Raw genomic sequence first — 24677 nt, 5'->3', positions numbered from 1 at the left:
TAGTGATACAATATTCATAATAATTTGTTAATAAACCTAATGTTATGTTAACGAATTTTTCGTTTAAGTTAAAATTTAACATTATAACAGATATTTAGGATACTGTTATAAAATTTTATTTCGGTTTTATTTACGCTGCCATTAGCGATGATTATTCGTAAAAGCCCATTGTTTGTTAGTAGTCCCAATCCTACCCCGGCAGAAATTAACGTATTGAATTTTTTACTGTTTTGTAAATTGGTTTGATCTTGATAAATTCCATAATCAATTATGCTGTGTAGGTATAAATTTTGCGTAGTTAGATATCTATACTCGGTCATAAGAATGTTGATGTTATTGCCTTGCAGGCTGTTTTCGGTAAATCCCCTGATCGAATTTAGTCCTCCAAATCGAAATAATTCGTTTGAAATGTAATTTTTACTTTTTAAGTATAGATTTTGTGAATTGACATAGATGAAATTCTTTCTGTTCAATTCAAAATTGTATGAAAAATTTAAATTAGTATAGATTTGCTTACTGGGTTCGGCTGTTTCGGGCTCATCGTTTGTGTTCCTTTTGCCATATCCAATTATAAAATTCAGATATGCTTTTCTTGAAAATAAATTATTAATGGGATCAAATTTTTTATATTCGATGTTTGATGTGACGTATGAGTTTTTGTAATCACTAATGGTTGAGTTGTTTGTGTTTTGAATATCACTGGATTCGGTTGATTGATATCCCAGGTATATTCGCGAATTGTAATTTAAGTAATATCCTAAATCTATAGATGTTTTTGTATTTTGAAAAGTACTGTCTTGTTTGAATATGTTTAATTGGGCTTTTAGGCCTATCGATGATTGAAAAATATAGGGTATTTCGATTTTTGTGTTAAATGTTTTTTGTTGATTTCCGTCGCTTTTCCAGTATAATGAAAATTGCTCGCCTGCATGTAGCGTGTTGAGGAGTGATATATCCAGGTATCCGTTGATTGTTGTTTTTTTATTTTCGTCATTAGAAAACCCAACATAGCCATCAAAAGAATTTGCTTTTCTTTTCTCTGTGTAAACGTAGATTTTTGTAGAATCATTTGTAAATAATATTTCGGGATATTTAGTTTGAGTCACAAATTCAAAAGTGTTGATGTCGTTGTATAGTTGTTTTACAATTTCCTGGTTGAAAGTTTGGTTTAGATATTTTTTGTTTAGTTGTTTTAAGTGTCCTTTAGGGAAATAATTTCTTTTAGTGTCATTTGTTTCACTTAGAATAATGGAATTAACAGCCCGTTTTTTTTCGGATTTAATATTTAGACTCGCGTAAATTATTGAATTCTTTTTTTGGATATTTTCCAGTTTTATTTTGCTTAGCGCAAAACCCGCTTTTTCTGACTCTTTTATTTTTTGATTTAAAAAGTTTTCAAGCTCTGGATATGGAATTATTATAGTGTCATTTTTTGGTTGTGAAGTTTTGAAAAAACTATAATTTGTACCTATATATATATGTATCTCTTTTACCTTGTTTTTTAAGCTGATTAATGTGGTATAAGAGCTGTCGTTATTTTTTTTTGTTTCGGATATTTCATTGTCGAGGTAGCCTTTTTGGGATAGTTTTTCTGAGGTGTTTTTAAGTTCGTCAAATAATGATTTTAAATTGAGATGATTTTTTGAATAGTTCAGTGAATCAATAATTTGACTTTCAGTTTGGTTCGATCCATTTATTTTTAAATGAAAATTCTGAGCATAACAGGAAAAGCTGATGCTGAAAACTATGAGATATAAAAAGGATTTCAAAAGCAATTGTTTCATTTATTAAAAGTATTGCAAATATCAATTGTTTGTTTGTAAAATCATAAGCTTAAATAATGTTATTGAAAATTAATGAATTAACGTTTGTATACTGAAAAATATTTTATACATTTGCAACCCCGTAAAAAGCGGGAATTTAATATACATAATAAATTTTTAGTATTAATTATGCCAACAATTCAACAATTAGTAAGAACAGGAAGAACTCAGATAACTAAGAAGAGTAAATCGGTTGCTTTAGATTCTTGTCCTCAAAGAAGAGGGGTTTGTACGCGTGTTTACACTACTACACCAAAAAAACCAAACTCTGCAATGCGTAAAGTTGCGCGTGTACGTTTGACAAATGGTAATGAGGTGAATGCTTACATCCCTGGAGAAGGACACAATTTACAAGAGCACTCGATAGTATTAGTTAGAGGTGGAAGGGTAAAAGATTTACCAGGTGTTAGATATCATATCGTTCGTGGAGCGCTTGACACGTCAGGAGTTGCAGGAAGAACGCAAAGAAGATCTAAGTACGGTGCTAAACGCCCAAAAGAAGCAAAAAAGTAATTTAAAACGTTAAGAGTTGGAGGTTAGGAGTTAAGGGTTGGGGGTTGAAGCTTAGGTGGAGATCTGTAACACATAACATTTAACGGATAACCTATAACTTTTTATTAAAAAAAAGACATGAGAAAAAGAGCGGCAAAGAAAAGACCACTTTTACCAGATCCGAGGTTTAACGACCAATTGGTAACACGTTTTGTGAACAACTTAATGTGGGATGGTAAGAAATCTACAGCTTTCAAAGTATTTTATGATGCAATTGACATCATTGAGTCTAAAAAGCAAGATTCAGAAAAATCTTCATTAGAAATTTGGAAAGATGCTTTAACAAACGTTATGCCTCACGTAGAAGTACGTAGTCGTAGAGTAGGTGGAGCTACATTTCAGATTCCAATGCAAATTAGACCAGACAGAAAAATTTCTATGGCAATGAAGTGGTTAATACTTTATTCTAGAAGAAGAAATGAAAAATCTATGGCACAACGTTTAGCGTCAGAATGTTTAGCTGCTGCTAAAGAAGAAGGAGCTGCGGTTAAGAAAAGAATGGATACTCACAAGATGGCAGAAGCTAATAAAGCTTTCTCTCACTTTAGATTTTAATTCGTAAGAAATGGCTAGAGATTTAAAATATACAAGAAATATCGGAATTGCTGCTCACATTGATGCTGGTAAAACAACAACAACTGAGCGTATCCTTTTTTATACTGGAAAGTCACATAAAATTGGTGAAGTACATGATGGTGCTGCAACAATGGACTGGATGGCTCAAGAGCAAGAAAGAGGTATTACAATTACTTCAGCTGCAACAACTTGTGAGTGGAATTTTCCAACTGAGCAAGGTAAAATTTTGCCTGAATCATTGCCGTACCACTTTAATATTATTGATACTCCCGGACACGTTGACTTTACTGTAGAGGTAAACCGTTCTTTACGTGTACTTGATGGTTTAGTTTTCTTGTTTAGTGCTGTTGATGGTGTTGAGCCACAATCAGAAACTAACTGGAGACTTGCTGATCAATATAGAGTTCCTCGTATGGGATTCGTAAACAAAATGGACCGTCAGGGATCTAACTTTTTGGCAGTTTGTCAACAAGTTCGTGATATGTTGAAATCAAATGCTGTTGCAATCACTTTACCAATCGGTGAAGAAAATGATTTCAAAGGTGTTGTAGATTTAGTAAAAAACCAAGCTATCATCTGGCATGATGCTACTCAAGGGGCGACTTTTGATATTGTGCCAATTCCTGAGGATATGGTTGCAGAGGTTAAAGAATACAGATCTATACTTATTGAAGCAGTTGCTGACTACGATGAAAACCTTTTAGAGAAATTCATGGAAGATGAAAACTCTATTACAGAGGAAGAAATCAACAAAGCTCTAAGAGCTGCTACTATGGATATGGCTATCATTCCTATGATCGCTGGTTCTTCTTTCAAAAACAAAGGGGTTCAATTCATGTTAGATGCAGTTTGTAAATATTTGCCTTCTCCAATGGATAAGGAAGGTATCGAAGGAATCCATCCTGATGATGCTGAATTATTAGAAGAAGATCAAACTAAAATCTTGCGTAAGCCAGATGTAAAAGAGCCGTTCGCTGCTTTGGCATTTAAAATTGCTACTGACCCATTCGTAGGTCGTTTAGCTTTCTTCCGTGCTTACTCTGGTCGTTTAGATGCTGGTTCTTATGTTTTGAACACTCGTTCAGGAAATAAAGAAAGAATTTCTCGTATTTACCAAATGCACGCTAACAAGCAAAATCCAATCGAATTTATTGAGGCTGGAGATATTGGAGCTGCTGTTGGATTTAAAGATATTAAAACTGGAGATACATTGTGTGATGAAAAACACCCAATCATTCTTGAGTCTATGAAATTCCCTGCGCCGGTAATTGGTATTGCAATTGAGCCTAAAACAAAAGCTGACGTTGATAAAATGGGTATGGCTTTAGCTAAATTAGCTGAAGAGGATCCTACATTTACAGTTAGAACTGATGAGGCTTCAGGACAAACTATTATCTCAGGTATGGGTGAGCTTCACTTGGATATCTTAGTAGATCGTATGAAACGTGAATTTAAAGTTGAAGTTAACCAAGGTGAGCCTCAAGTTGAATATAAAGAAGCGTTTACAAGAACTGCAACGCACAGAGAAACTTACAAGAAACAATCAGGGGGTCGTGGTAAATTCGGTGATATCGTATTTACGCTTGAGCCAGCTGACGAAGTGGATGGTAAAGTTCCTGTTGGATTACAGTTTATTAATGCAGTAAAAGGTGGTAACGTTCCTAAGGAATATATTCCATCTGTAGAAAAAGGTTTCCGTGAAGCTATGAAAACTGGTCCTTTGGCTGGTTATCAAGTGGATAGTTTGAAAGTAACTTTGACAGACGGATCTTTCCACCCTGTCGATTCTGATGCTCTTTCTTTTGAATTAGCTGCAAGAATGGGTTATAGAGAAGTGGCTAAGGCTGCTGGAGCAATTATTCTTGAGCCAATCATGAAAATGGAAGTTATTACTCCTGAAGAAAACATGGGGGATATCGTAGGTGATATCAACCGTCGTAGAGGGCAGGTTAATGACATGGGTGACAGAAACGGTGCTAAAACTATTAAAGCTGATGTGCCTTTATCAGAAATGTTTGGATATGTAACAACATTAAGAACATTATCTTCTGGTAGAGCTACTTCAACAATGGAGTTTTCTCACTATGCAGAAACACCTTCTAATATTTCAGAAGCTGTAATTAAAAAAGCAAAAGGTAACGCTTAATTCTTAAGAAAATGAGTCAAAAAATCAGAATAAAACTAAAATCTTACGATCACATGTTGGTAGACAAGTCTGCTGAAAAGATCGTAAAAACAGTAAAAACTACTGGAGCAGTTGTAACAGGTCCAATTCCGTTACCAACTCACAAAAAACTTTTCACTGTGTTACGTTCTCCGCACGTTAACAAAAAAGCGAGAGAGCAATTTGAGGTAATGTCATACAAGAGATTGATTGATATTTATTCATCTTCATCTAAAACTATTGATGCTTTAATGAAACTTGAATTGCCAAGTGGAGTTGAAGTGGAAATAAAAGTATAATTTTTTATTATATTTTATATATAAAAAGCGAGACAGAAATGTCTCGCTTTTTTTTATGCTAAAAAAAAATATTATAATTTTTCGTGAAATATCTATAGCGGTTAATTGTATGTGGTTTAGTTGAAATGTCTTTGGTTTAGGCTGTTGCGAGAGTTTTTTCTGTGGAGGATTAGATAAATGTTAAGGTAATGGGTCTTGTGGGTTAAGCTAATGGAAAATATTTTTTTGGAGAAAAAAAATATTGGCAGTACTCGGATTGGTGCTTTGATTTTGATTATGAGCTATTTAATTTTTCTAACTGTTTGGTATATTCAATTTTAATGTATACTTTTGCACTCCCTGTTTGGAAATTTCTGTTATTTTCAAATTGAAGGGAATTTTAGTAATTAATAATTAATATTTATGTCTGGGTTAATTGGTAAAAAAATCGGCATGACTAGTATTTTCGACGAAAACGGGAAAAACATTCCTTGTACAGTAATCGAGGCTGGGCCGTGTGTTGTTACCCAAGTCAGAACCAAAGGTGTTGACGGGTACGAAGCGTTGCAACTTGGTTTCGATGACAAAAACGAGAAACATTCCACTAAAGCGGCTTTAGGTCACTTTAAAAAAGCTGGAACTGTTGCTAAGAAAAAAGTCGTTGAATTTCAAGATTTTGCAACTGAACAAAAATTAGGGGATCTTATTGATGTTTCTATTTTTGCTGAAGGAGAATTTGTAGATGTACAAGGTGTATCTAAAGGTAAAGGTTTTCAAGGGGTTGTTAAACGTCACGGATTTGGTGGTGTTGGACAAGCAACTCACGGTCAACACAACCGTTTAAGAGCGCCAGGTTCTGTGGGAGCTTCTTCTTATCCATCTAGAGTATTCAAAGGAATGCGTATGGCTGGAAGAATGGGAGGAGACAATGTAAAAGTTCAAAACCTTAGAGTTTTAAAAGTAGTTGCTGAAAAGAACCTGCTTGTTATTAAAGGATGTGTTCCTGGACATAAAAACTCTTATGTAATCATTCAGAAGTAATGGAAGTAAAAGTATTAGATTTCAACGGAAAAGATACTGGAAGAAAAGTTCAACTTTCTGATTCAGTATTCGCAATTGAACCAAACAATCACGCTGTATACCTTGATGTTAAGCAATATCTTGCTAATCAAAGACAAGGGACTCACAAAGCTAAAGAAAGAGCTGAAGTGACAGGAAGTACACGTAAGATTAAAAAACAAAAAGGAACAGGTACTGCTCGTGCGGGAAGTATCAAAAATCCATTGTTTAAAGGTGGTGGAACAATTTTTGGGCCAAGACCAAGAAGTTATTCATTTAAATTGAATAAAAGCTTGAAAAGATTGGCTAGAAAATCAGCTTTCTCAATCAAAGCAAAAGAGGCGAATATCATCGTTCTTGAAGACTTTAATTTTGAAGCGCCAAACACTAAAAATTTCATTAACGTTTTGAAAGCTTTAGGGTTAGAAAATAAAAAATCTCTATTTGTGTTGGGAGAGTCGAATAAAAATGTATATTTGTCCTCACGCAATTTAAAGGCTTCTAATGTCGTAACTAGCTCAGAATTAAGCACTTACGCTATTTTAAACACTAACAATTTAGTGCTTTTAGAAGGTTCTTTGGAGTTAATCGAAGAAAATTTAAGCAAATAATAGGAATATGAGTATCATAATTAGACCTATAGTAACAGAAAAAGTAACCAAAGAAAGTGAAGTTTTAAACCGCTTCGGATTCGTTGTTGACAAAAAAGCAAACAAAGTTCAGATTAAGAAAGCTATTGAAGCTGCTTATGGAGTAACTATCGTTTCAGTTAACACGATGAACGTAAGACCGGACAGAACTACAAAATACACTAAAAGTGGTTTGATCAGTGGAAAGACAAATGCAATTAAGAAAGCGATTGTTCAAGTACAAGAAGGAGAAACAATTGATTTTTACAACAATATCTAAGATAGAAAAATGTCAGTAAGAAAATTAAAACCTATTACCCCAGGTCAGCGATTTAGAGTTGTGAATGGTTATGACGCCATTACAACTGATAAGCCGGAACGCTCTTTGATAGCGCCGATAAAAAACTCTGGAGGTAGAAATAGTCAAGGAAAGATGACCATGCGTTATACGGGTGGTGGTCACAAGCAGAGATATCGTATCATTGATTTCAAAAGAACTAAAGACGGAATTCCGGCTACTGTGAAATCAATTGAATATGATCCAAATCGTACTGCATTTATCGCTTTATTAGCTTATGCTGATGGAGAGAAAACTTATGTAATTGCTCAAAACGGATTGAAAGTTGGTCAGAAATTAGTTTCTGGTCCGGAATCTCAACCTGAAATTGGTAATACATTGCCTTTAAGCAGAATTCCTTTAGGAACTGTAATCTCTTGTATTGAGTTACGTCCAGGTCAGGGAGCGGTAATCGCTCGTTCAGCTGGTACATTTGCTCAATTAATGGCAAGAGATGGAAAATATGCTACAATTAAAATGCCATCTGGTGAAACAAGATTGATCTTGTTAACTTGTTCGGCTACAATTGGAGCTGTTTCTAATTCAGACCACCAATTAGTTGTATCTGGTAAAGCAGGTAGAACAAGATGGTTAGGAAGAAGACCTAGAACAAGACCTGTTGCAATGAACCCTGTTGATCACCCAATGGGTGGTGGAGAAGGACGTTCTTCTGGTGGACATCCACGTTCAAGAAATGGAATACCAGCAAAAGGTTATAGAACTCGTTCTAAGAAAAACCCGAGTAACAAGTATATCGTAGAACGTAGAAAGAAATAATAAGATATGGCACGTTCATTAAAAAAAGGACCTTTCGTTCATTATAAGTTAGACAAGAAAGTTCAGGAAAACGTAGAAAGTGGTAAAAATAGTGTAGTAAAGACTTGGTCTAGAGCTTCTATGATTACTCCGGATTTCGTTGGACAAACTATCGCAGTTCATAACGGTCGTCAATTTGTACCAGTTTACGTAACAGAAAACATGGTAGGTCACAAATTAGGAGAATTTTCACCAACTAGATCTTTTAGAGGTCATGCTGGAGCAAAAAATAAAGGTAAAAAATAAGAAGCAATGGGAGTTCGTAAAAGAGAAACAGCAGATGCGAGAAAAGAGGCTAATAAGTCTATTGCTTTCGCAAAATTGAATAACTGCCCTACTTCACCTAGAAAAATGCGCTTAGTAGCGGACTTGGTAAGAGGTCAGAAGGTAGAAAGAGCACTTAACATCTTAAGATTCAGTTCTAAAGAGGCTTCAAGAAAATTAGAGAAACTATTATTATCTGCAATCAACAACTGGGAGCAAAAAAATAGTGAAGGTAATTTAGAAGAAGCTGGATTATTTGTTAAAGAGATCAGAGTAGATGGTGGAATGATGTTGAAAAGACTTCGTCCAGCTCCACAAGGTCGTGCACACAGAATAAGAAAACGTTCTAATCACGTAACAATCGTGCTTGGAGCTATCAATAACACACAAAGCAATTCTTAAGCAGCATGGGACAAAAGACAAATCCAATTGGAAATAGACTTGGTATCATCAGAGGGTGGGACTCAAACTGGTATGGTGGAAATGATTACGGTGATAAACTTGCCGAAGATCACAAAATCAGAAAGTATATCCACGCTCGTTTATCAAAAGCTAGTGTATCAAAAGTAATCATCGAGAGAACTTTGAAACTTGTAACCGTTACTATCACTACTGCAAGACCTGGTATCATTATCGGAAAAGGTGGACAAGAGGTAGACAAGTTAAAAGAAGAACTTAAGAAAGTTACTGACAAAGAGGTTCAAATCAACATCTTTGAAATCAAAAGACCTGAATTAGATGCTTATCTTGTGGCGACAAGCATCGCTCGTCAAATCGAAAGCCGTATTTCTTACAGACGTGCAATCAAAATGGCTATTGCTGCTTCTATGCGTATGAACGCTGAAGGTATCAAAGTTTTGATTTCTGGTCGTTTGAATGGTGCTGAGATGGCACGTTCAGAAGGTTTCAAAGAAGGTAGAATTCCTCTATCAACTTTCAGAGCTGACATTGATTATGCTTTGGCTGAAGCTCATACTACTTACGGTAGAATGGGTATCAAAGTATGGATCATGAAAGGTGAAGTTTATGGAAAGAGAGATCTTTCTCCGCTTGCAGGAATGGATAAAAAACAATCTGGAACTGGTGGTGGTAAAGGTGGAGATGCCCCTAGAGGTAAATCTAACTTTAATAAAGGTGGAAAACCAGACGCTCGTAAAAGAAAGTAAATTTTTAAACTAAAGAAAAATGTTACAGCCTAAAAGAACAAAATACCGTAAGGTACAAAAGGGTAAAATGAAAGGTAACTCTCAAAGAGGGCATGAACTTTCTAATGGAATGTTTGGTATTAAATCTGTACATGAAGATGGAATGTTCTTAACTTCTCGTCAAATCGAAGCTGCACGTATTGCTGCAACTCGTTTCATGAAGAGAGAAGGACAATTATGGATCAAAATATTTCCAGACAAACCAATTACTAAGAAGCCTCTTGAGGTACGTATGGGTAAAGGTAAAGGTGCCGTTGAATATTGGGCTGCCGTTGTTAAACCCGGAAGAATTATGTTTGAAGTTGGAGGAGTTCCTTTATCAGTTGCAAAAGAGGCGTTACGTCTTGCAGCTCAAAAGCTTCCAGTAAAAACTAAATTCGTCGTTGCTAGAGATTTCGAAGCATAATTAAATTTATATTATGAAACAATCAGAAATAAAAGATCTTTCTGCAGCGGAGTTGCAAGAAAAACTTAGTCAAACTAAGAAAATATATGCTGACCTAAAAATGGCTCACGCTATTTCTCCAATTGAGAATCCGCTTCAAATTAGAAGTGTAAGAAGAACAGTTGCAAGATTGGCTACAGAGTTAACTAAAAGAGAGTTACAATAATTGTATTCTGCTGAAAGATGGAAGAAAAAAGAAATTTAAGAAAAGAAAGAATAGGTGTTGTTACTTCAAATAAAATGGATAAGTCTATTGTTATTGCTGAAGTAAGAAAAGTAAAACACCCATTATACGGTAAGTTCGTGTTGAAAACAAAGAAATACGTTGCACACGACGAAACAAACGACTGTAACATTGGAGATACTGTAAGAATTAGCGAAACGCGTCCTTTAAGTAAAACAAAATGTTGGAGATTAGTTGAAATCTTAGAAAGAGCTAAATAATTATGGTACAACAGGAATCAAGACTAAAAGTAGCAGATAACACGGGAGCAAAAGAAGTTTTAACTATCCGTGTTTTAGGAGGTACCAAAAGAAGGTATGCCTCTGTTGGTGACAAGATTGTAGTATCTATTAAAGATGCAACTCCTAACGGTAACGTTAAAAAAGGAGCTGTTTCAACTGCAGTTGTTGTACGTACCAAAAAAGAAGTGAGAAGAGCTGATGGTTCTTATATCCGTTTCGATGATAATGCATGTGTTCTTTTGAACGCTGCAGGGGAAATGAGAGGAACACGTGTTTTTGGTCCGGTAGCAAGAGAACTTCGTGAAAAACAATTCATGAAAATTGTATCATTAGCACCAGAAGTGCTTTAATTCGTTTTAAGATGATAAAGCTAAAAATAAAATCAGGAGATATCGTAAGAGTTATTGCTGGAGACCATAAAGGTGCTGAAGGTAAAGTTTTACGTGTTTACCGTGAGAAAAATAAAGCGATAGTTGAAGGTGTAAACATGGTTTCGAAACATACAAAACCAAGTGCTAAAAACCCTCAAGGTGGTATCGTTAAGAAAGAAGCTTCTATACAAATATCTAACATTTCACTAATTGATCCTAAAACTAAGGAAACAACTAGAGTTGGTATTAGAGTAGAAGGAGATAAGAAAGTAAGATTTTCAAAAAAATCTAATCAAGTACTATAGTAATGGCATATACACCTAGACTAAAAGAAGAATATAAGAGTAGAGTAATCTCTGCTCTTAAAGAGGAATTCGGATATACAAACGTAATGCAAGTTCCAAAACTTGAAAAAATCGTTTTGAGCCGTGGAGTTGGTGCAGCTGTATCTGATAAAAAACTTATTGACTATGCAGTTGATGAGTTAACAAAGATCACTGGACAAAAAGCAGTATCTACAATTTCAAAGAAAGACGTTGCGTCATTCAAATTGAGAAAAGGGATGCCTATTGGAGCAAAAGTTACTTTACGTGGTGAAAGAATGTATGAGTTTTTAGATAGACTTATTACTTCTGCTTTACCGCGTGTTAGAGATTTTAGTGGTATCAAAGCTACTGGTTTCGACGGAAGAGGTAATTACAATCTTGGAGTTTTAGAGCAAATCATTTTCCCGGAAATTGATATTGACAAAGTAAACAAAATTTCAGGAATGGATATTACATTTGTTACTACTGCAAAAACAGACAAGGAAGCAAAGTCATTATTGGCTGAATTAGGATTACCTTTTAAAAAGAATTAAGACATGGCTAAAGAATCAATGAAAGCCCGTGAGGTGAAAAGAGAGAAAACGGTAGCTAAGTATGCTGAGAAAAGAAAAGCTTTGAAAGAAGCCGGAGATTTTGAAGGTTTACAAAAATTACCTAAAAATGCTTCACCAGTTCGTTTACACAATCGTTGTAAATTAACAGGTAGACCAAGAGGTTATATCCGTCAATTTGGTATTTCACGTGTAACTTTCCGTGAGATGGCTAATAATGGATTAATTCCTGGAGTTAAAAAGGCATCTTGGTAATCTCGCAATAAGTTATTACTTTTGCAAACCAAAAAATAATTTTAATTGATTAAAGGTTCGGGAGGCGGGTGCCTCCCGAAAACCATAATCGCAATCAAATACATATGTATACAGATCCTATTGCAGATTATTTGACTAGAGTTCGTAACGCTGTGGCTGCAAACCACAAAGTTGTTGAAATTCCGGCATCTAATCTAAAAAAAGAAATAACTAAGATCTTATTTGATCAAGGTTATATCTTGAGTTACAAATTTGAAGACAACTCTGTACAGGGTTCAATCAAAATTGCTTTGAAGTATGATAAAGATACTAAAGAGCCTGTAATTAAAGATATCCAAAGAATTAGTAAACCTGGTTTACGTAAATATGCAGGTGCTGCCAAATTACCAAGAATCCTTAACGGATTAGGAATTGCAATTGTTTCAACTTCAAAAGGTCTTATGACTGGAAAACAAGCGAAACAATTAAATGTAGGTGGTGAAGTAATTTGTTACGTATACTAATTTTAAAGACTAAATAAGATGTCAAGAATAGGTAAAAGCCCAATTGTAATCGCTGCTGGCGTAACTGTAGAAGTTAAAGACGGTATCGTTACGGTAAAAGGAAAAAAAGGTCAACTAACTCAGGAGTTTTCGGACATTACTGTAAAAGTTGAAGGCGATCAGGTTTTATTAGAAAGATCGTCTGATCATAAAGACCAAAGAGCAAAACACGGATTATACAGATCATTAATCAATAATATGATTATTGGTGTATCTGAAGGTTTTACAAAAGAACTTGAATTAGTTGGAGTTGGTTATAGAGCTTCAAACCAAGGTCAAAAATTAGATTTAGCTCTTGGATATTCTCACAATATTGTTTTAGAAATTGCTCCGGAAGTAGCTTTAGAAACAATATCTGAAAAAGGTAAAAACCCTATCGTAAAATTAACATCATTTGACAAACAACTTTTAGGACAGGTTGCTGCGAAAATCAGAGGTTTCCGTAAGCCTGAGCCATACAAAGGAAAAGGTGTTAAATTTGTGGGTGAAGTATTAAGAAGAAAAGCAGGTAAATCAGCTTAAAAAATAAGATTATGTCATTAACAAAATCTGATAGAAGACAGAGAATTAGATTCAGAATTAGAAAATCGATTAGTGGTACTGCTGCTAACCCAAGACTATCTGTATTTAGAAGTAACAAAGAAATTTACGCTCAACTTATTGACGATGTAAATGGAGTTACTATTTTAGCTGCATCTTCAAGAGAAAAAGAAATAGGAAAAGGTACTAACGTTGAAGTCGCTGCTGCTGTTGGAAAATTAGTTGCAGAGAAAGCGTTAAAAGCCGGGATCGAAACCATCACTTTTGACAGAGGTGGATATTTGTATCACGGTCGTATTAAATCATTAGCAGAAGGCGCAAGAGCGGCTGGACTTAAATTCTAATATATTATGTCTAAATACAAAAATGTAGAATTGGTAAAACCAAGTGGTCTTGAACTTAAAGATCGTCTGGTAAGTGTTAATCGTGTTACTAAAGTTACAAAAGGTGGTAGAGCTTTCGGTTTTTCTGCTATTGTAGTTGTAGGTGATGAAAACGGAGTAGTTGGTCATGGATTAGGAAAATCTAAAGACGTTTCTGAAGCAATTGCGAAAGCAGTAGAAGATGCTAAGAAAAATTTAGTAAAAATTCCTTTGAACGGACAATCTGTTCCTCACGAACAAAAAGGTAAATTTGGTGGTGCACGTGTATTCTTAATTCCTGCCTCTCATGGTACAGGAGTTATTGCTGGTGGAGCTGTTCGTTCGGTTCTTGAGTCAGTAGGTATTCACGATGTATTATCTAAATCTCAGGGATCATCAAATCCTCATAACGTAGTGAAAGCAACTTTTGATGCTTTATTACAAATGAGAAGCGCTTATACTGTTGCAAAACAAAGAGGTGTTTCTTTAGAAAAAGTTTTTAAAGGTTAATTCAAGGAAATTATGGCTAAATTATTAGTAAAACAAGTAAGAAGCAAAATCAACTGTCCTCTTTCTCAAAAGAGAGGTTTGGAAGCTTTAGGTCTACGTAAAATGGGACAAGTTGTAGAGCATGATTCAAATCCTGCTATCCTTGGGATGATAAACAAAGTTAAACACTTAGTTTCTGTCGAAGAAGCTAAATAACAAATACTGTTATGAATTTAAGTAACTTACAACCAGCTGAAGGGTCAACACACAATCAAAATAAAAGATTAGGTAGAGGAGAAGGTTCAGGAAAAGGTGGTACTTCTGCAAGAGGTCACAAAGGAGCAAAATCTCGTTCTGGTTATTCTAAAAAGATTGGTTTTGAGGGAGGGCAAATGCCACTTCAAAGACGTGTACCTAAGTTTGGTTTCACAAACATCAATCGTAAAGAATACGAAGGTGTTAATTTAGATACGCTTCAATTATTAGTAGACAATGGTGTGATTACTGATTCTGTTTCAATGACAGATTTCGTAGCAAATCGTCTTGCTACCAAAAATGAAATCGTTAAGATTTTAGGTAGAGGAGAATTGAAAGCAAAATTAAAAGTAACTGCCCACAAATTTACTGCTACTGCAAAAGCTGCTATTGAAGCTGCTGGTGGAGAAGCTGTAACTATATAACTTATCTACTAAGATGAAGAAATTTATTGAATCAATAAGTAATGTTTGGAAAATCGAAGAACTGAAAAACAGAATCTTAATTACATTAGGATTGCTTTTAGTATATCGTTTTGGTGCACACGTAACGCTACCTGGAATTGACGCAACTCAATTGACAGGTTTAGCGGGACAAACTAAAAATGGTTTAGGATCTATCCTAGACATGTTTACAGGAGGTGCTTTCTCTAAAGCTTCAGTTTTTGCTTTAGGAATTATGCCTTATATTTCTGCATCTATTGTTGTTCAGTTAATGGGAATTGCGATTCCTTATTTGCAAAAACTTCAAAACGATGGAGAGAGTGGTAGAAAAAAGATTAATCAAATCACTCGTTGGTTGACTATAGCTATTACACTGGTTCAAGGTCCGACTTATATCTATAATTTATACAGAACATTGCCTGGAAGTGCATTCTTACTAGGTTTTAATTCTCCTGAATTTTTGTTCTCATCAGTTATTATCTTAGTTACAGGCACAATTTTTGCTATGTGGCTTGGAGAAAAAATTACAGATAAAGGTATTGGAAATGGAATTTCATTATTGATTATGGTTGGTATTTTGGCTAGATTACCTCAGGCATTCATGCAGGAGTTTTCTTCTAGAGTTACCAATAACAATGGTGGTCCAATGTTATTAGTTATTGAAATTATTGTGTGGTTATTAGTAATCATTTCTTGTGTATTGCTTACAATGGCAGTACGAAGAATCCCAGTTCAATACGCTCGTCGTACAACAACTGGAGATTATGAGCAAGATTTGGCAGGTGGTAATAGACAATGGATCCCTCTTAAGCTTAATGCTTCTGGAGTTATGCCAATCATTTTTGCTCAGGCAATTATGTTTATCCCTGCGGCTGTAGCTGGATTGTCTAAATCAGATACATCACAATCTATTGTTGGTGCTTTTAGTAATATGTTCGGATTTTGGTATAATTTTGTATTTGCAACTTTAATTATTGTATTTACATTCTTCTATACTGCAATCACTGTTCCTACTAACAAGATGGCCGATGATTTAAAAAGAAGTGGTGGTTTTATTCCTGGCGTACGTCCGGGAGCTGAAACTTCAGATTTCTTAGATAAAGTGATGTCTTTAATAACTTTCCCAGGATCTTTATTCCTTGCTTTGATTGCTGTGTTCCCAGCTATTGTTGTAAGTATTATGGATGTACAACAATCTTGGGCAATGTTTTTTGGAGGTACCTCATTAATAATTATGGTTGGAGTTGCAATAGATACTATTCAACAAATCAATTCATACTTGTTAAACAAACATTATGATGGTTTAATGAAGACTGGTAAAAATAGAAAAGCAGTAGCTTAATATATTTATGGCAAAACAATCAGCAATAGAACAAGACGGATCAATCATTGAAGCATTATCAAATGCGATGTTCCGTGTAGAGTTAGAAAATGGACATATTGTAATTGCTCATATTTCTGGTAAAATGCGTATGCATTACATCAAATTATTACCTGGTGATAAAGTGAAACTAGAAATGAGTCCTTACGATTTGTCAAAAGCAAGAATTACTTATCGATATTAAAGGATATTCACTATGAAAGTTAGAGCATCAGTAAAAAAGAGAAGTGCCGAGTGCATTATCGTGCGTAGAAAAGGGAGATTGTACGTAATAAACAAAAAGAATCCTAGATTTAAACAAAGACAAGGATAATTATGGCAAGAATAGCAGGGGTAGATATCCCAAAAAATAAAAGAGGTGTTATAGCACTAACCTATATCTTTGGATTAGGAAGAAGTAGAGCTATTGAGATTTTAGAAAAAGCTCAAGTTAGCCAAGATAAAAAAGTTCAAGATTGGAATGATGACGAGATCGGAGCAATTCGTGATGCTGTTGGATTTTACAAAATTGAAGGAGAATTACGTTCTGAAGTTTCTTTGAACATCAAACGTTTGATGGATATTGGTTGTTACAGAGGTATCCGTCATAGATCTGGTCTTCCGTTAAGAGGACAAAGAACTAAAAACAACTCTAGAACAAGAAAAGGTAAAAGAAAAACTGTTGCTAACAAGAAAAAAGCAACTAAATAATAAGTAATATGGCTAAAGCAACTGCAAAAAAACGTAAAGTTATCGTTGAATCAACGGGAGAAGCTCATATTTCTGCTACCTTCAATAACATCATCATTTCTTTGACTAACAAAAAAGGTGAAGTTATTTCTTGGTCTTCAGCTGGTAAAATGGGTTTCAGAGGTTCTAAAAAGAATACTCCATATGCAGCCCAAATGGCAGCAGAAGATTGTAGTAAAGTAGCTCTTGAGGCTGGACTTAAAAAAGTAAAAGTTTATGTAAAAGGACCAGGAAACGGACGTGAGTCTGCTATTCGTTCTATTCATAACGGTGGAATTGAAGTTACAGAGATTATCGATGTTACTCCAATGCCTCACAACGGATGTCGTCCTCCAAAAAGACGTAGAGTTTAATTTTATTTATTCATAGTATAAACAAGGTAGAACATAGATTATCGAAGGATTTGACCTGAATTCATAATCTCTACCTTAAATTTAATTTTTTAGAAATGGCAAGATATACTGGTCCAAAAACTAGAATTGCTCGTAAATTTGGCGAAGCAATCTTCGGAGATGATAAATCTTTCGAAAAAAGAAATTACCCACCTGGACAACACGGGATGGCTAAAAAAAGAGGTAAAAAATCTGAGTATGCTGTTCAGTTAATGGAAAAGCAAAAAGCTAAATATTCTTACGGAATTTTAGAAAAACAATTCAGAAATTTATTCAAAAAAGCATCAGCTACTAAAGGTGTTACTGGTGAAGTTCTTTTACAATTATGTGAAGCAAGATTAGATAACGTTGTTTTTAGAATGGGTATCGCTCCTTCTAGAAGAGGTGCTAGACAATTAGTTTCTCACAGACACGTTACTGTAAATGGTGAAGTTGTAAATATCGCTTCTTACCACCTTAAACCTGGTGATAAAGTTGCAGTTCGTGAAAAATCTAAATCTTTAGAAGCTATCGAACGTTCTTTATCAAATTCAAGTCATGTTTATGAATGGATTACCTGGAACAATGATCTTAAAGAAGGAACTTTCGTTTCTGTACCTGCAAGACTTCAAATTCCAGAAAACATTAAAGAACAATTAATCGTAGAGTTGTACAACAAATAATAATTGACTTAGTCGAAATTTATGGCAATATTTAATTTTCAAAAGCCCGATAAAGTTATCATGATCGATTCAACCGATTTTGAAGGTAAATTCGAATTTAGACCTTTAGAACCTGGTTATGGATTGACAGTTGGTAATGCACTTAGAAGAGTTTTGCTTTCAGCATTAGAAGGTTATGCAATTACATCTGTTCGTATCGAAGGTGTAGATCATGAGTTTTCTACTATTTCAGGTGTTGTTGAAGATGTTACCGAAATTATCCTTAATCTAAAACAAGTACGTTTCAAACGTCAAATTGAAGATATCGATAATGAAGCAGTTACAATTTCTGTTTCTGGTAAAGATCAACTAACAGCAGGTGATTTTCAAAAATTTATTTCAGGTTTTCAAGTGCTGAACCCAGACCTTGTTATCTGTAATTTAGATTCTAAAATCAAATTGAACTTCGATTTAACAATCGAAAAAGGTAGAGGATATGTTCCTGCTGAGGAGAACAAAAAACAGAACGCTGCGATTGGTACCATTTTTACAGACTCTATTTTTACTCCGGTAAAAAATGTAAAATATGCAATTGAAAACTTCCGTGTTGAGCAAAAAACAGATTACGAAAAATTAGTTTTTGAAATCAAAACTGATGGATCTATTAATCCAAAAGATGCTCTTACTGAAGCGGCTAAAGTTTTAATTCACCACTTCATGTTATTTTCTGACGAAAGAATTACACTCGAGGCTGACGAAATTGCACAAACAGAATCGTATGATGAAGAGTCATTGCATATGAGACAATTGCTTAAAACTAAGCTTGTTGATATGGATTTATCTGTGAGAGCATTAAATTGCTTGAAAGCGGCTGAAGTTGATACACTTGGTGATTTAGTATCGTTCAATAAAAATGACCTAATGAAATTCCGTAATTTTGGTAAAAAATCTTTAACTGAGCTAGATGAACTTGTAGCTGTTAAGAATTTAACTTTCGGAATGGACTTAGCTAAATACAAATTAGATAAAGAATAATTCAATCCGCTGCGGCGGATTAAATTTAAAATAGCAATGAGACACGGAAAAAAATTCAATCACTTAAGCAGACAGACTGGACATAGAAAAGCTATGTTAGCTAATATGGCTTGTTCTCTTATTGAGCACAAACGTATTAACACTACTGTTGCTAAGGCTAAAGCGCTTAAACAATTCGTTGAGCCTTTAATCACAAAATCAAAAGAAGATACGACTCACAATCGTCGTATTGTTTTTGCTTACTTACGTAGTAAATATGCGGTAACTGACTTGTTCAGAGACGTAGCTGCTAAAGTTGGAGACCGTCCAGGTGGATACACTCGTATCATTAAAGTTGGAAATCGTTTGGGAGATAATGCTGATATGGCAATGATCGAACTTGTAGATTTCAATGAACTTTACAATGGTGGTAAAAAAGAAGTTAAAAAAGCTAAAAGCCGTCGTGGTGGTAAAGCAAAAAAAGCTGAGGAGACTACTCCTGAAGCTCCGGCTGCTGAATCAGAATCGACTACTGAAGCTTCTGAATAATTATGAAAGTAATGATTCTATAGAAATCAAGGATAAGCTAATTTTTAGTTTATCCTTTTTTTTTGATTTTTTTTAAAATAGTTTGAAATGTAACTTATTTTAAAAAGTAGGTTTTAATTTTATCAATGAAATTTTTAAAAAATCTTGGAAGCACTGTTTTAAAGAAGTAAATTTGCAAAATATCTAATTACAATTAAAAACAAGCTTAGCGGGTTTTATAAGACGATTAAAAACAATACAAATTAAATAATGAAATACACTACACGACAAAGCGCCATTTTATTACTAAGTGATGGAACAATTTTTCATGGAAAATCTATCGGAATTAGCGGTAAAACTTTTGGTGAAGTTTGTTTTAATACTGGAATGACCGGTTATCAGGAGATTTTTACGGATCCATCTTATTTTGGTCAAATTATGGTTGCTACTAATGCGCATATTGGTAATTACGGTGTTAATGATTTAGAAATAGAATCTGATAGCATTAAGATTGCCGGATTGGTTTGTAAAAACTTTAGTTTTAATTTTTCCAGAGAGGGTGCTTCAGGGAGTTTAGAAGATTATTTCACTAAACAAAACTTAGTTTGCATTTCTGATGTTGATACAAGGGCTCTTGTGAGTTATATTCGTGATAATGGTGCTATGAACGCGGTTATCTGTACTGATGGAACTTCAATTGAAGATTTGAAAAAAGAGTTGGCTAATGTACCAGACATGGTAGGTTTAGAGTTGGCGTCAAAAGTATCGACTACTGAACCTTATTTTTTTGGAGATGAAAACGCAACATATAAAATCTCAGCTTTGGACTTAGGTATTAAAAAGAATATCCTAAGAAACCTTGCGAAGAGAGATTGCTATATTAAAGTTTTCCCATATAACTCAACTTATAAAGATCTGGCTGAATTTAATCCGGATGGATACTTTTTGTCAAATGGTCCCGGAGATCCTGATCCGCTTTTTGGAGCTATTGAAGTGGCAAAAGAAATTTTGGCTAATGATAATCCATTATTCGGAATTTGTTTAGGGCATCAGGTAATTGCTTTGGCAAATGGTGTTCAGACTTATAAAATGTTTAATGGTCACCGCGGGATTAATCATCCGGTAAAAAATATTATTACAGGTAAAGGAGAAATTACTTCTCAAAATCACGGTTTTGCTGTAAACAAAGAAGCATTAGATAATCATCCTGAGTTAGAGATTACGCACTTGCATTTAAATGACGGAACAGTTGCAGGTATGCGAATGAAAAATAAAAATTGTTTTTCTGTTCAATATCATCCTGAAGCTAGTCCCGGACCACATGATTCGTCTTATTTATTCGATCAGTTTGTTGAGAATATAAAAGCAGCTTCTGCTAAAACGATGTAGTTAATAAATAAAGGTATTTAATTGTTAAATGTGGTATTTAATATTAAATATTTTTATAATTTCGAAAAATATTTATAATTTATTAATAAAAAACAAAAATAATGAGTATTATAATAAAAGTTCACGCAAGACAAATTTTTGATTCTAGAGGTAATCCTACTATTGAAGTTGATGTAGTTACTGAAAATGGAGTTTTAGGAAGAGCTGCTGTTCCATCCGGAGCTTCAACTGGAGAACATGAGGCTGTTGAATTACGTGATGGAGGAAAAGCATTCTTAGGAAAAGGAGTTTTGAATGCAGTGAATAATGTAAATACTGTTATTGCTGAAGAATTAGTTGGAACTTCTGTTTTCGAACAAAATACAATCGATCAGTTGATGATTGATTTAGACGGAACTCCAAATAAATCTAAATTAGGTGCTAATGCTATTTTAGGAGTTTCTTTGGCTGCAGCAAAAGCTGCTGCAAATGAACTTGGATTGCCGTTATACAGATATGTAGGTGGAGTTTCTGCTAATACATTGCCTGTGCCAATGATGAATATTATCAATGGAGGTTCTCACTCTGATGCTCCTATCGCATTTCAGGAGTTTATGATTTTCCCTGTAAAAGCAACTTCTTTTACTCATGCTATGCAAATGGGAACTGAGATTTTTCACAGTTTGAAAAAAGTTTTACATGACAGAGGATTAAGTACAGCTGTAGGTGACGAGGGTGGTTTTGCTCCAAACTTGGCTGGTGGTACTGAAGATGCTTTAGATACTATTAAACTTGCTGTTGAAAAGGCAGGATATACTTTTGGTGACGAAATTATGATTGCCCTTGACTGTGCTGCTTCTGAGTTTTATGTAAACGGTAAATACGATTATACTAAATTTGAAGGAGAGACTGGAAAAATCAGAACTTCTGAAGAACAAGCTGATTATCTAGCTGAACTTGCTGCTAAATATCCAATTATTTCTATTGAAGACGGTATGTACGAAGATGACTGGGATGGATGGAAATATTTAACTGAAAAAATTGGACACAAAGTTCAATTAGTAGGTGATGATTTATTCGTGACTAATGTTGAACGTTTATCAACAGGAATTGAAAAAGGTATTGCAAATTCAATTTTAGTAAAAGTAAACCAAATTGGTACTTTAACTGAGACTATCGCAGCTGTAAATATGGCTAAAAATGCCGGATATACTTCAGTAATGTCTCACCGTTCAGGAGAAACAGAAGATAATACTATTGCTGATTTAGCTGTTGCTTTAAACTGTGGTCAGATTAAAACTGGTTCTGCTTCCCGTTCTGATCGTATGGCAAAATACAATCAATTATTAAGAATAGAAGAAGAGTTAGGAAGTACTGCTTATTTCCCTGGATTAAACGCTTTCAAAATTAAATAATTGTAAGAGTTCTATATTGAAATTAAACCATTCGTTTTTACGAATGGTTTTTTTTTGGAGTTTTAACAAATTCATAGCAGTATTCTTTTTTTAATTAGTCTTAAATTCCTTAGATTTGATAAATTATTATTTTAAAGATTTATTTCCGATATATTATGTCAAAAATAGCTACATTAGAAGTAGATGGTCAAAAAATTGAACTTCCGGTAATCACAGGAAGCGAAAATGAATCAGCTATCGATATTAACAAATTACGTGATTTAACTGGTATTATTACTCTTGACCCAGGATACAAAAATTCTGGATCTTGTAAAAGTGAGATCACATTCTTAGACGGAGAATTAGGAATTTTGCGTTACAGAGGATATTCAATCGAAGATTTAGCTGAAAAAGCTAGTTTTTTAGAAGTTTCTTATCTTTTGATTTTTGGTGAATTGCCAACAGCTCAGGAATTAGAGCAGTTTGAAAATGGTATTAAAAAACATACTTTGGTAAACGAAGAGATGAAAAATATCATTGATGGTTTTCCAAAAACAGCTCACCCAATGGGGGTTCTGTCTGCGTTAACAAGTGCGTTAACAGCATTTAATCCAAAAGCAGTAAACGTCGAAAACGAAAAAGAAATGTATGAGGCCATTTGTAAAACAATGGGTAAATTTCTTGTAATCGCAACCTGGACTTATAGAAAAACTATGGGTTATCCGTTGAATTATTATGATAATACAACAGGTTATGTTGATAATTTTATGCAGTTAATGTTTAAATTGCCTACAGGGCCGTACGCTGCTAATCCGGTAGTTGTGGCTGCATTAGATAAATTATTTATTCTTCATGCAGATCACGAACAAAACTGTTCTACATCAACAGTAAGAATGGTTGGTTCATCTCACGCAGGTTTATTTGCTTCTATTTCTGCAGGAGTTTCTGCGCTGTGGGGGCCACTTCATGGAGGTGCAAATCAGGCAGTTCTTGAAATGCTGGAAGAAATCAATAAAGATGGTGGAGATACAGATAAATTTTTAGCCAAAGCAAAAGATAAAAATGATCCTTTCCGTTTAATGGGATTTGGCCACAGAGTTTATAAAAACTTTGATCCTAGAGCTAAAATTATTAAAAAAGCTGCTAAAGAAGTATTAGACACATTAGGTGTTGAAGATCCAATTTTAGAAATTGCTAAAAAATTAGAATCTGCTGCTTTAGAAGATGAATATTTCAAATCAAGAAACCTATATCCAAACGTAGATTTCTATTCTGGGATTATTTACAGAGCCTTAGGAATTCCAACTGATATGTTTACAGTAATGTTTGCTATTGGAAGATTACCGGGCTGGATAGCGCAATGGAAAGAAATGCGTGAAAATAAAGAACCAATTGGCCGACCAAGACAAATCTATACCGGGCATCCGCTTAGAGACTTTAAGTCGAACAAATAAAAATATTTTAAAGCTTCACTTAACTGTGAAGCTTTTTTTATCTTTGGCCAAAATATATTAAAGTTATGTTGCAATTAAATATAAAGAACGAAACGTCAAGATTGCGTGCTGTAGTTTTGGGTTCTGCTGTTCATAATGGGCCAACTCCATCTTTAGATGAAGCCTATGATCCTAAGTCATTGGAACATATTAAAGCAGGCACATATCCTGTCGAAAAAGATATGGTTGCTGAAATGGATGCTTTTAATGCTGTGTTTCAAAAATACGATGTAGAAGTGTATCGTCCTGAAATGATTGAGAATTACAATCAGATTTTTGCAAGAGATATAGGTTTTGTAATTGATGATACTTTTGTAAAATCAAATATTCTGCCTGACAGAGAACGTGAGTTAGATGCGATTCAATATATAATCGATCAAATGGATCCGTTGAAAGTAGTTCGTCCGCCAGAAGAAGTTCATATCGAAGGTGGAGATGTCATGCTTTGGAATGACCATATCTTTATTGGAACTTATAAGGGAAGCGATTATAAAGATTATATTACAGCGAGAACAAATATGCAGGGTGTAAATTTTATTAAAGAGTTGTTTCCTAATAAAATTGTCAAAGAGTTTGATTTGGTTAAATCTAAAATCGAAGCACGCGATAATGCTTTGCATTTGGATTGCTGTTTTCAGCCAGTCGGAAAAGATAAAGGGATCATTTATAAAAGGGGTTTTCGTGAAGAAGCTGATTATGTGTATTTAGTTAATCTTTTTGGTAAGGAAAATTTATTCCATATCGAAAGAAACGAAATGTATAACATGTTCTCTAATGTATTTTCTATCGCTGAAAATGTAGTGGTTTCAGAAAAAAACTTTACAAGATTGAACAATTGGCTGCGTGCAAATGGTTTTACAGTCGAAGAAATCCCATATGCTGAAATTGCAAAGCAAGAAGGCTTATTAAGATGTTCAACCTTACCTTTAATTAGAGATTAAATATTTGTTTCAAGTTTCAGGTTTCAGGTTACTGCAACGTGAAACCTGA

Annotated in this window: 37 protein-coding genes; 36 read left to right on the top strand and 1 reads right to left on the bottom strand. The window is 34.4% G+C overall.

Going from position 1 to position 24677, the window contains the following annotated elements:
- Positions 1–68: 68 nt before the first annotated feature.
- On the bottom strand, positions 69–1784 hold the full coding sequence (locus tag ACHRWY_RS20880) for a hypothetical protein (RefSeq protein WP_395357231.1): 1716 nt from the start codon (positions 1782–1784) through the stop codon (positions 69–71).
- 168 nt (positions 1785–1952) lie between these two features.
- On the opposite strand from ACHRWY_RS20880, the gene rpsL reads away from it, so the two are divergent.
- From rpsL to ACHRWY_RS20700, 36 genes are all read left to right on the top strand, one after another.
- Positions 1953–2336: a 30S ribosomal protein S12 gene (gene rpsL, locus ACHRWY_RS20875; protein WP_007136570.1), complete on the top strand. Its 384-nt coding sequence runs from the start codon at positions 1953–1955 to the stop codon at positions 2334–2336.
- A 117-nt stretch (positions 2337–2453) separates the two neighbouring features.
- A complete protein-coding gene (gene rpsG, locus ACHRWY_RS20870) occupies positions 2454–2930 on the top strand; it encodes a 30S ribosomal protein S7 (RefSeq protein ID WP_007803600.1) in 477 nt (158 codons plus the stop codon).
- A 10-nt stretch (positions 2931–2940) separates the two neighbouring features.
- Positions 2941–5097, top strand: a complete 2157-nt coding sequence (gene fusA, locus ACHRWY_RS20865) for an elongation factor G (protein WP_065450854.1) — start codon at positions 2941–2943, stop codon at positions 5095–5097.
- A gap of 11 nt (positions 5098–5108) precedes the next feature.
- Positions 5109–5414, top strand: coding sequence for a 30S ribosomal protein S10 (gene rpsJ, locus ACHRWY_RS20860; RefSeq protein WP_007803605.1), 306 nt, complete (start codon positions 5109–5111; stop codon positions 5412–5414).
- A 402-nt stretch (positions 5415–5816) separates the two neighbouring features.
- Positions 5817–6434, top strand: a complete 618-nt coding sequence (gene rplC, locus ACHRWY_RS20855) for a 50S ribosomal protein L3 (RefSeq protein ID WP_007803612.1) — start codon at positions 5817–5819, stop codon at positions 6432–6434.
- Positions 6434–7063 carry a 50S ribosomal protein L4 gene (gene rplD, locus ACHRWY_RS20850; protein WP_395357230.1) on the top strand — a complete coding sequence of 210 codons (630 nt, stop codon included), beginning with the start codon at positions 6434–6436 and terminating at the stop codon, positions 7061–7063. Before rplC ends, rplD begins: the two co-directional genes overlap by 1 nt.
- 7 nt (positions 7064–7070) lie before the next feature.
- Entirely contained in the window at positions 7071–7361 is a 291-nt protein-coding gene (gene rplW / locus ACHRWY_RS20845; protein ID WP_007803621.1) for a 50S ribosomal protein L23, read from the top strand.
- 9 nt (positions 7362–7370) lie between these two features.
- Positions 7371–8195 carry a 50S ribosomal protein L2 gene (gene rplB / locus ACHRWY_RS20840; protein ID WP_007803623.1) on the top strand — a complete coding sequence of 275 codons (825 nt, stop codon included), beginning with the start codon at positions 7371–7373 and terminating at the stop codon, positions 8193–8195.
- 6 nt (positions 8196–8201) lie between these two features.
- Positions 8202–8480, top strand: a complete 279-nt coding sequence (gene rpsS, locus ACHRWY_RS20835; RefSeq protein WP_012022488.1) for a 30S ribosomal protein S19 — start codon at positions 8202–8204, stop codon at positions 8478–8480.
- 6 nt (positions 8481–8486) lie between these two features.
- The gene (rplV, locus tag ACHRWY_RS20830) at positions 8487–8900 is read left to right on the top strand and encodes a 50S ribosomal protein L22 (protein WP_007803631.1); all 414 of its coding nucleotides are present in this window, start codon (positions 8487–8489) and stop codon (positions 8898–8900) included.
- Between the two features lie 5 nt (positions 8901–8905).
- The gene (gene rpsC / locus ACHRWY_RS20825; RefSeq protein ID WP_012022487.1) at positions 8906–9664 is read left to right on the top strand and encodes a 30S ribosomal protein S3; all 759 of its coding nucleotides are present in this window, start codon (positions 8906–8908) and stop codon (positions 9662–9664) included.
- A 19-nt stretch (positions 9665–9683) separates the two neighbouring features.
- The gene (rplP, locus tag ACHRWY_RS20820; RefSeq protein ID WP_007803637.1) at positions 9684–10109 is read left to right on the top strand and encodes a 50S ribosomal protein L16; all 426 of its coding nucleotides are present in this window, start codon (positions 9684–9686) and stop codon (positions 10107–10109) included.
- 13 nt (positions 10110–10122) lie between these two features.
- Positions 10123–10314, top strand: coding sequence for a 50S ribosomal protein L29 (gene rpmC / locus ACHRWY_RS20815; protein WP_007803639.1), 192 nt, complete (start codon positions 10123–10125; stop codon positions 10312–10314).
- 17 nt (positions 10315–10331) lie between these two features.
- Positions 10332–10592: a 30S ribosomal protein S17 gene (gene rpsQ / locus ACHRWY_RS20810; protein WP_007803646.1), complete on the top strand. Its 261-nt coding sequence runs from the start codon at positions 10332–10334 to the stop codon at positions 10590–10592.
- Positions 10593–10594: 2 nt separating this feature from the next.
- Positions 10595–10963: a 50S ribosomal protein L14 gene (rplN, locus tag ACHRWY_RS20805; protein ID WP_007803649.1), complete on the top strand. Its 369-nt coding sequence runs from the start codon at positions 10595–10597 to the stop codon at positions 10961–10963.
- An 11-nt stretch (positions 10964–10974) separates the two neighbouring features.
- The gene (rplX, locus tag ACHRWY_RS20800) at positions 10975–11289 is read left to right on the top strand and encodes a 50S ribosomal protein L24 (protein WP_007803650.1); all 315 of its coding nucleotides are present in this window, start codon (positions 10975–10977) and stop codon (positions 11287–11289) included.
- 2 nt (positions 11290–11291) lie between these two features.
- Positions 11292–11843: a 50S ribosomal protein L5 gene (gene rplE / locus ACHRWY_RS20795; RefSeq protein WP_017495015.1), complete on the top strand. Its 552-nt coding sequence runs from the start codon at positions 11292–11294 to the stop codon at positions 11841–11843.
- A 3-nt stretch (positions 11844–11846) separates the two neighbouring features.
- Entirely contained in the window at positions 11847–12116 is a 270-nt protein-coding gene (gene rpsN, locus ACHRWY_RS20790) for a 30S ribosomal protein S14 (protein ID WP_007803655.1), read from the top strand.
- Positions 12117–12220: 104 nt separating this feature from the next.
- Positions 12221–12619 (top strand): 30S ribosomal protein S8, encoded by a 399-nt coding sequence (gene rpsH, locus ACHRWY_RS20785; RefSeq protein ID WP_017495014.1) that lies wholly within the window; start codon positions 12221–12223, stop codon positions 12617–12619.
- An 18-nt stretch (positions 12620–12637) separates the two neighbouring features.
- Positions 12638–13180, top strand: a complete 543-nt coding sequence (rplF, locus tag ACHRWY_RS20780) for a 50S ribosomal protein L6 (RefSeq protein ID WP_042565877.1) — start codon at positions 12638–12640, stop codon at positions 13178–13180.
- Between the two features lie 11 nt (positions 13181–13191).
- A complete protein-coding gene (gene rplR, locus ACHRWY_RS20775) occupies positions 13192–13542 on the top strand; it encodes a 50S ribosomal protein L18 (protein ID WP_053470830.1) in 351 nt (116 codons plus the stop codon).
- A 3-nt stretch (positions 13543–13545) separates the two neighbouring features.
- Positions 13546–14070 (top strand): 30S ribosomal protein S5, encoded by a 525-nt coding sequence (rpsE, locus tag ACHRWY_RS20770; protein ID WP_085950271.1) that lies wholly within the window; start codon positions 13546–13548, stop codon positions 14068–14070.
- Positions 14071–14082: 12 nt separating this feature from the next.
- Positions 14083–14265, top strand: coding sequence for a 50S ribosomal protein L30 (rpmD, locus tag ACHRWY_RS20765; RefSeq protein ID WP_017495010.1), 183 nt, complete (start codon positions 14083–14085; stop codon positions 14263–14265).
- 11 nt (positions 14266–14276) lie between these two features.
- Entirely contained in the window at positions 14277–14729 is a 453-nt protein-coding gene (gene rplO, locus ACHRWY_RS20760) for a 50S ribosomal protein L15 (RefSeq protein WP_017495009.1), read from the top strand.
- A 13-nt stretch (positions 14730–14742) separates the two neighbouring features.
- A complete protein-coding gene (gene secY, locus ACHRWY_RS20755) occupies positions 14743–16089 on the top strand; it encodes a preprotein translocase subunit SecY (protein ID WP_068843790.1) in 1347 nt (448 codons plus the stop codon).
- Positions 16090–16096: 7 nt separating this feature from the next.
- Complete coding sequence (gene infA / locus ACHRWY_RS20750) at positions 16097–16312, top strand: translation initiation factor IF-1 (RefSeq protein ID WP_007136545.1); 216 nt, start codon at positions 16097–16099, stop codon at positions 16310–16312.
- 12 nt (positions 16313–16324) lie between these two features.
- The gene (gene ykgO / locus ACHRWY_RS20745; RefSeq protein WP_002987490.1) at positions 16325–16441 is read left to right on the top strand and encodes a type B 50S ribosomal protein L36; all 117 of its coding nucleotides are present in this window, start codon (positions 16325–16327) and stop codon (positions 16439–16441) included.
- Positions 16442–16443: 2 nt separating this feature from the next.
- Positions 16444–16818 (top strand): 30S ribosomal protein S13, encoded by a 375-nt coding sequence (gene rpsM / locus ACHRWY_RS20740; RefSeq protein ID WP_031456033.1) that lies wholly within the window; start codon positions 16444–16446, stop codon positions 16816–16818.
- Positions 16819–16826: 8 nt separating this feature from the next.
- Positions 16827–17210 (top strand): 30S ribosomal protein S11, encoded by a 384-nt coding sequence (gene rpsK / locus ACHRWY_RS20735; protein WP_007803677.1) that lies wholly within the window; start codon positions 16827–16829, stop codon positions 17208–17210.
- A gap of 95 nt (positions 17211–17305) precedes the next feature.
- Entirely contained in the window at positions 17306–17911 is a 606-nt protein-coding gene (gene rpsD, locus ACHRWY_RS20730; RefSeq protein WP_026982953.1) for a 30S ribosomal protein S4, read from the top strand.
- Positions 17912–17932: 21 nt separating this feature from the next.
- A complete protein-coding gene (locus tag ACHRWY_RS20725) occupies positions 17933–18925 on the top strand; it encodes a DNA-directed RNA polymerase subunit alpha (protein WP_026109818.1) in 993 nt (330 codons plus the stop codon).
- Positions 18926–18961: 36 nt separating this feature from the next.
- Positions 18962–19453: a 50S ribosomal protein L17 gene (rplQ, locus tag ACHRWY_RS20720; RefSeq protein WP_029272056.1), complete on the top strand. Its 492-nt coding sequence runs from the start codon at positions 18962–18964 to the stop codon at positions 19451–19453.
- Between the two features lie 249 nt (positions 19454–19702).
- The gene (gene carA / locus ACHRWY_RS20715; RefSeq protein WP_395357227.1) at positions 19703–20821 is read left to right on the top strand and encodes a glutamine-hydrolyzing carbamoyl-phosphate synthase small subunit; all 1119 of its coding nucleotides are present in this window, start codon (positions 19703–19705) and stop codon (positions 20819–20821) included.
- A 101-nt stretch (positions 20822–20922) separates the two neighbouring features.
- A complete protein-coding gene (eno, locus tag ACHRWY_RS20710; RefSeq protein WP_264535105.1) occupies positions 20923–22215 on the top strand; it encodes a phosphopyruvate hydratase in 1293 nt (430 codons plus the stop codon).
- 155 nt (positions 22216–22370) lie between these two features.
- The gene (locus ACHRWY_RS20705; RefSeq protein WP_395357226.1) at positions 22371–23648 is read left to right on the top strand and encodes a citrate synthase; all 1278 of its coding nucleotides are present in this window, start codon (positions 22371–22373) and stop codon (positions 23646–23648) included.
- Between the two features lie 65 nt (positions 23649–23713).
- Positions 23714–24628 (top strand): dimethylarginine dimethylaminohydrolase family protein, encoded by a 915-nt coding sequence (locus tag ACHRWY_RS20700; RefSeq protein WP_395357224.1) that lies wholly within the window; start codon positions 23714–23716, stop codon positions 24626–24628.
- Positions 24629–24677 lie beyond the last annotated feature (49 nt).

This window comes from Flavobacterium sp. FlaQc-48, assembly GCF_044007335.1.
Lineage (GTDB): Bacteria > Bacteroidota > Bacteroidia > Flavobacteriales > Flavobacteriaceae > Flavobacterium.
The sequence above is the reverse complement of the archived record's forward strand: the minus strand, read 5'-3'. Positions and strand labels throughout refer to the sequence as shown.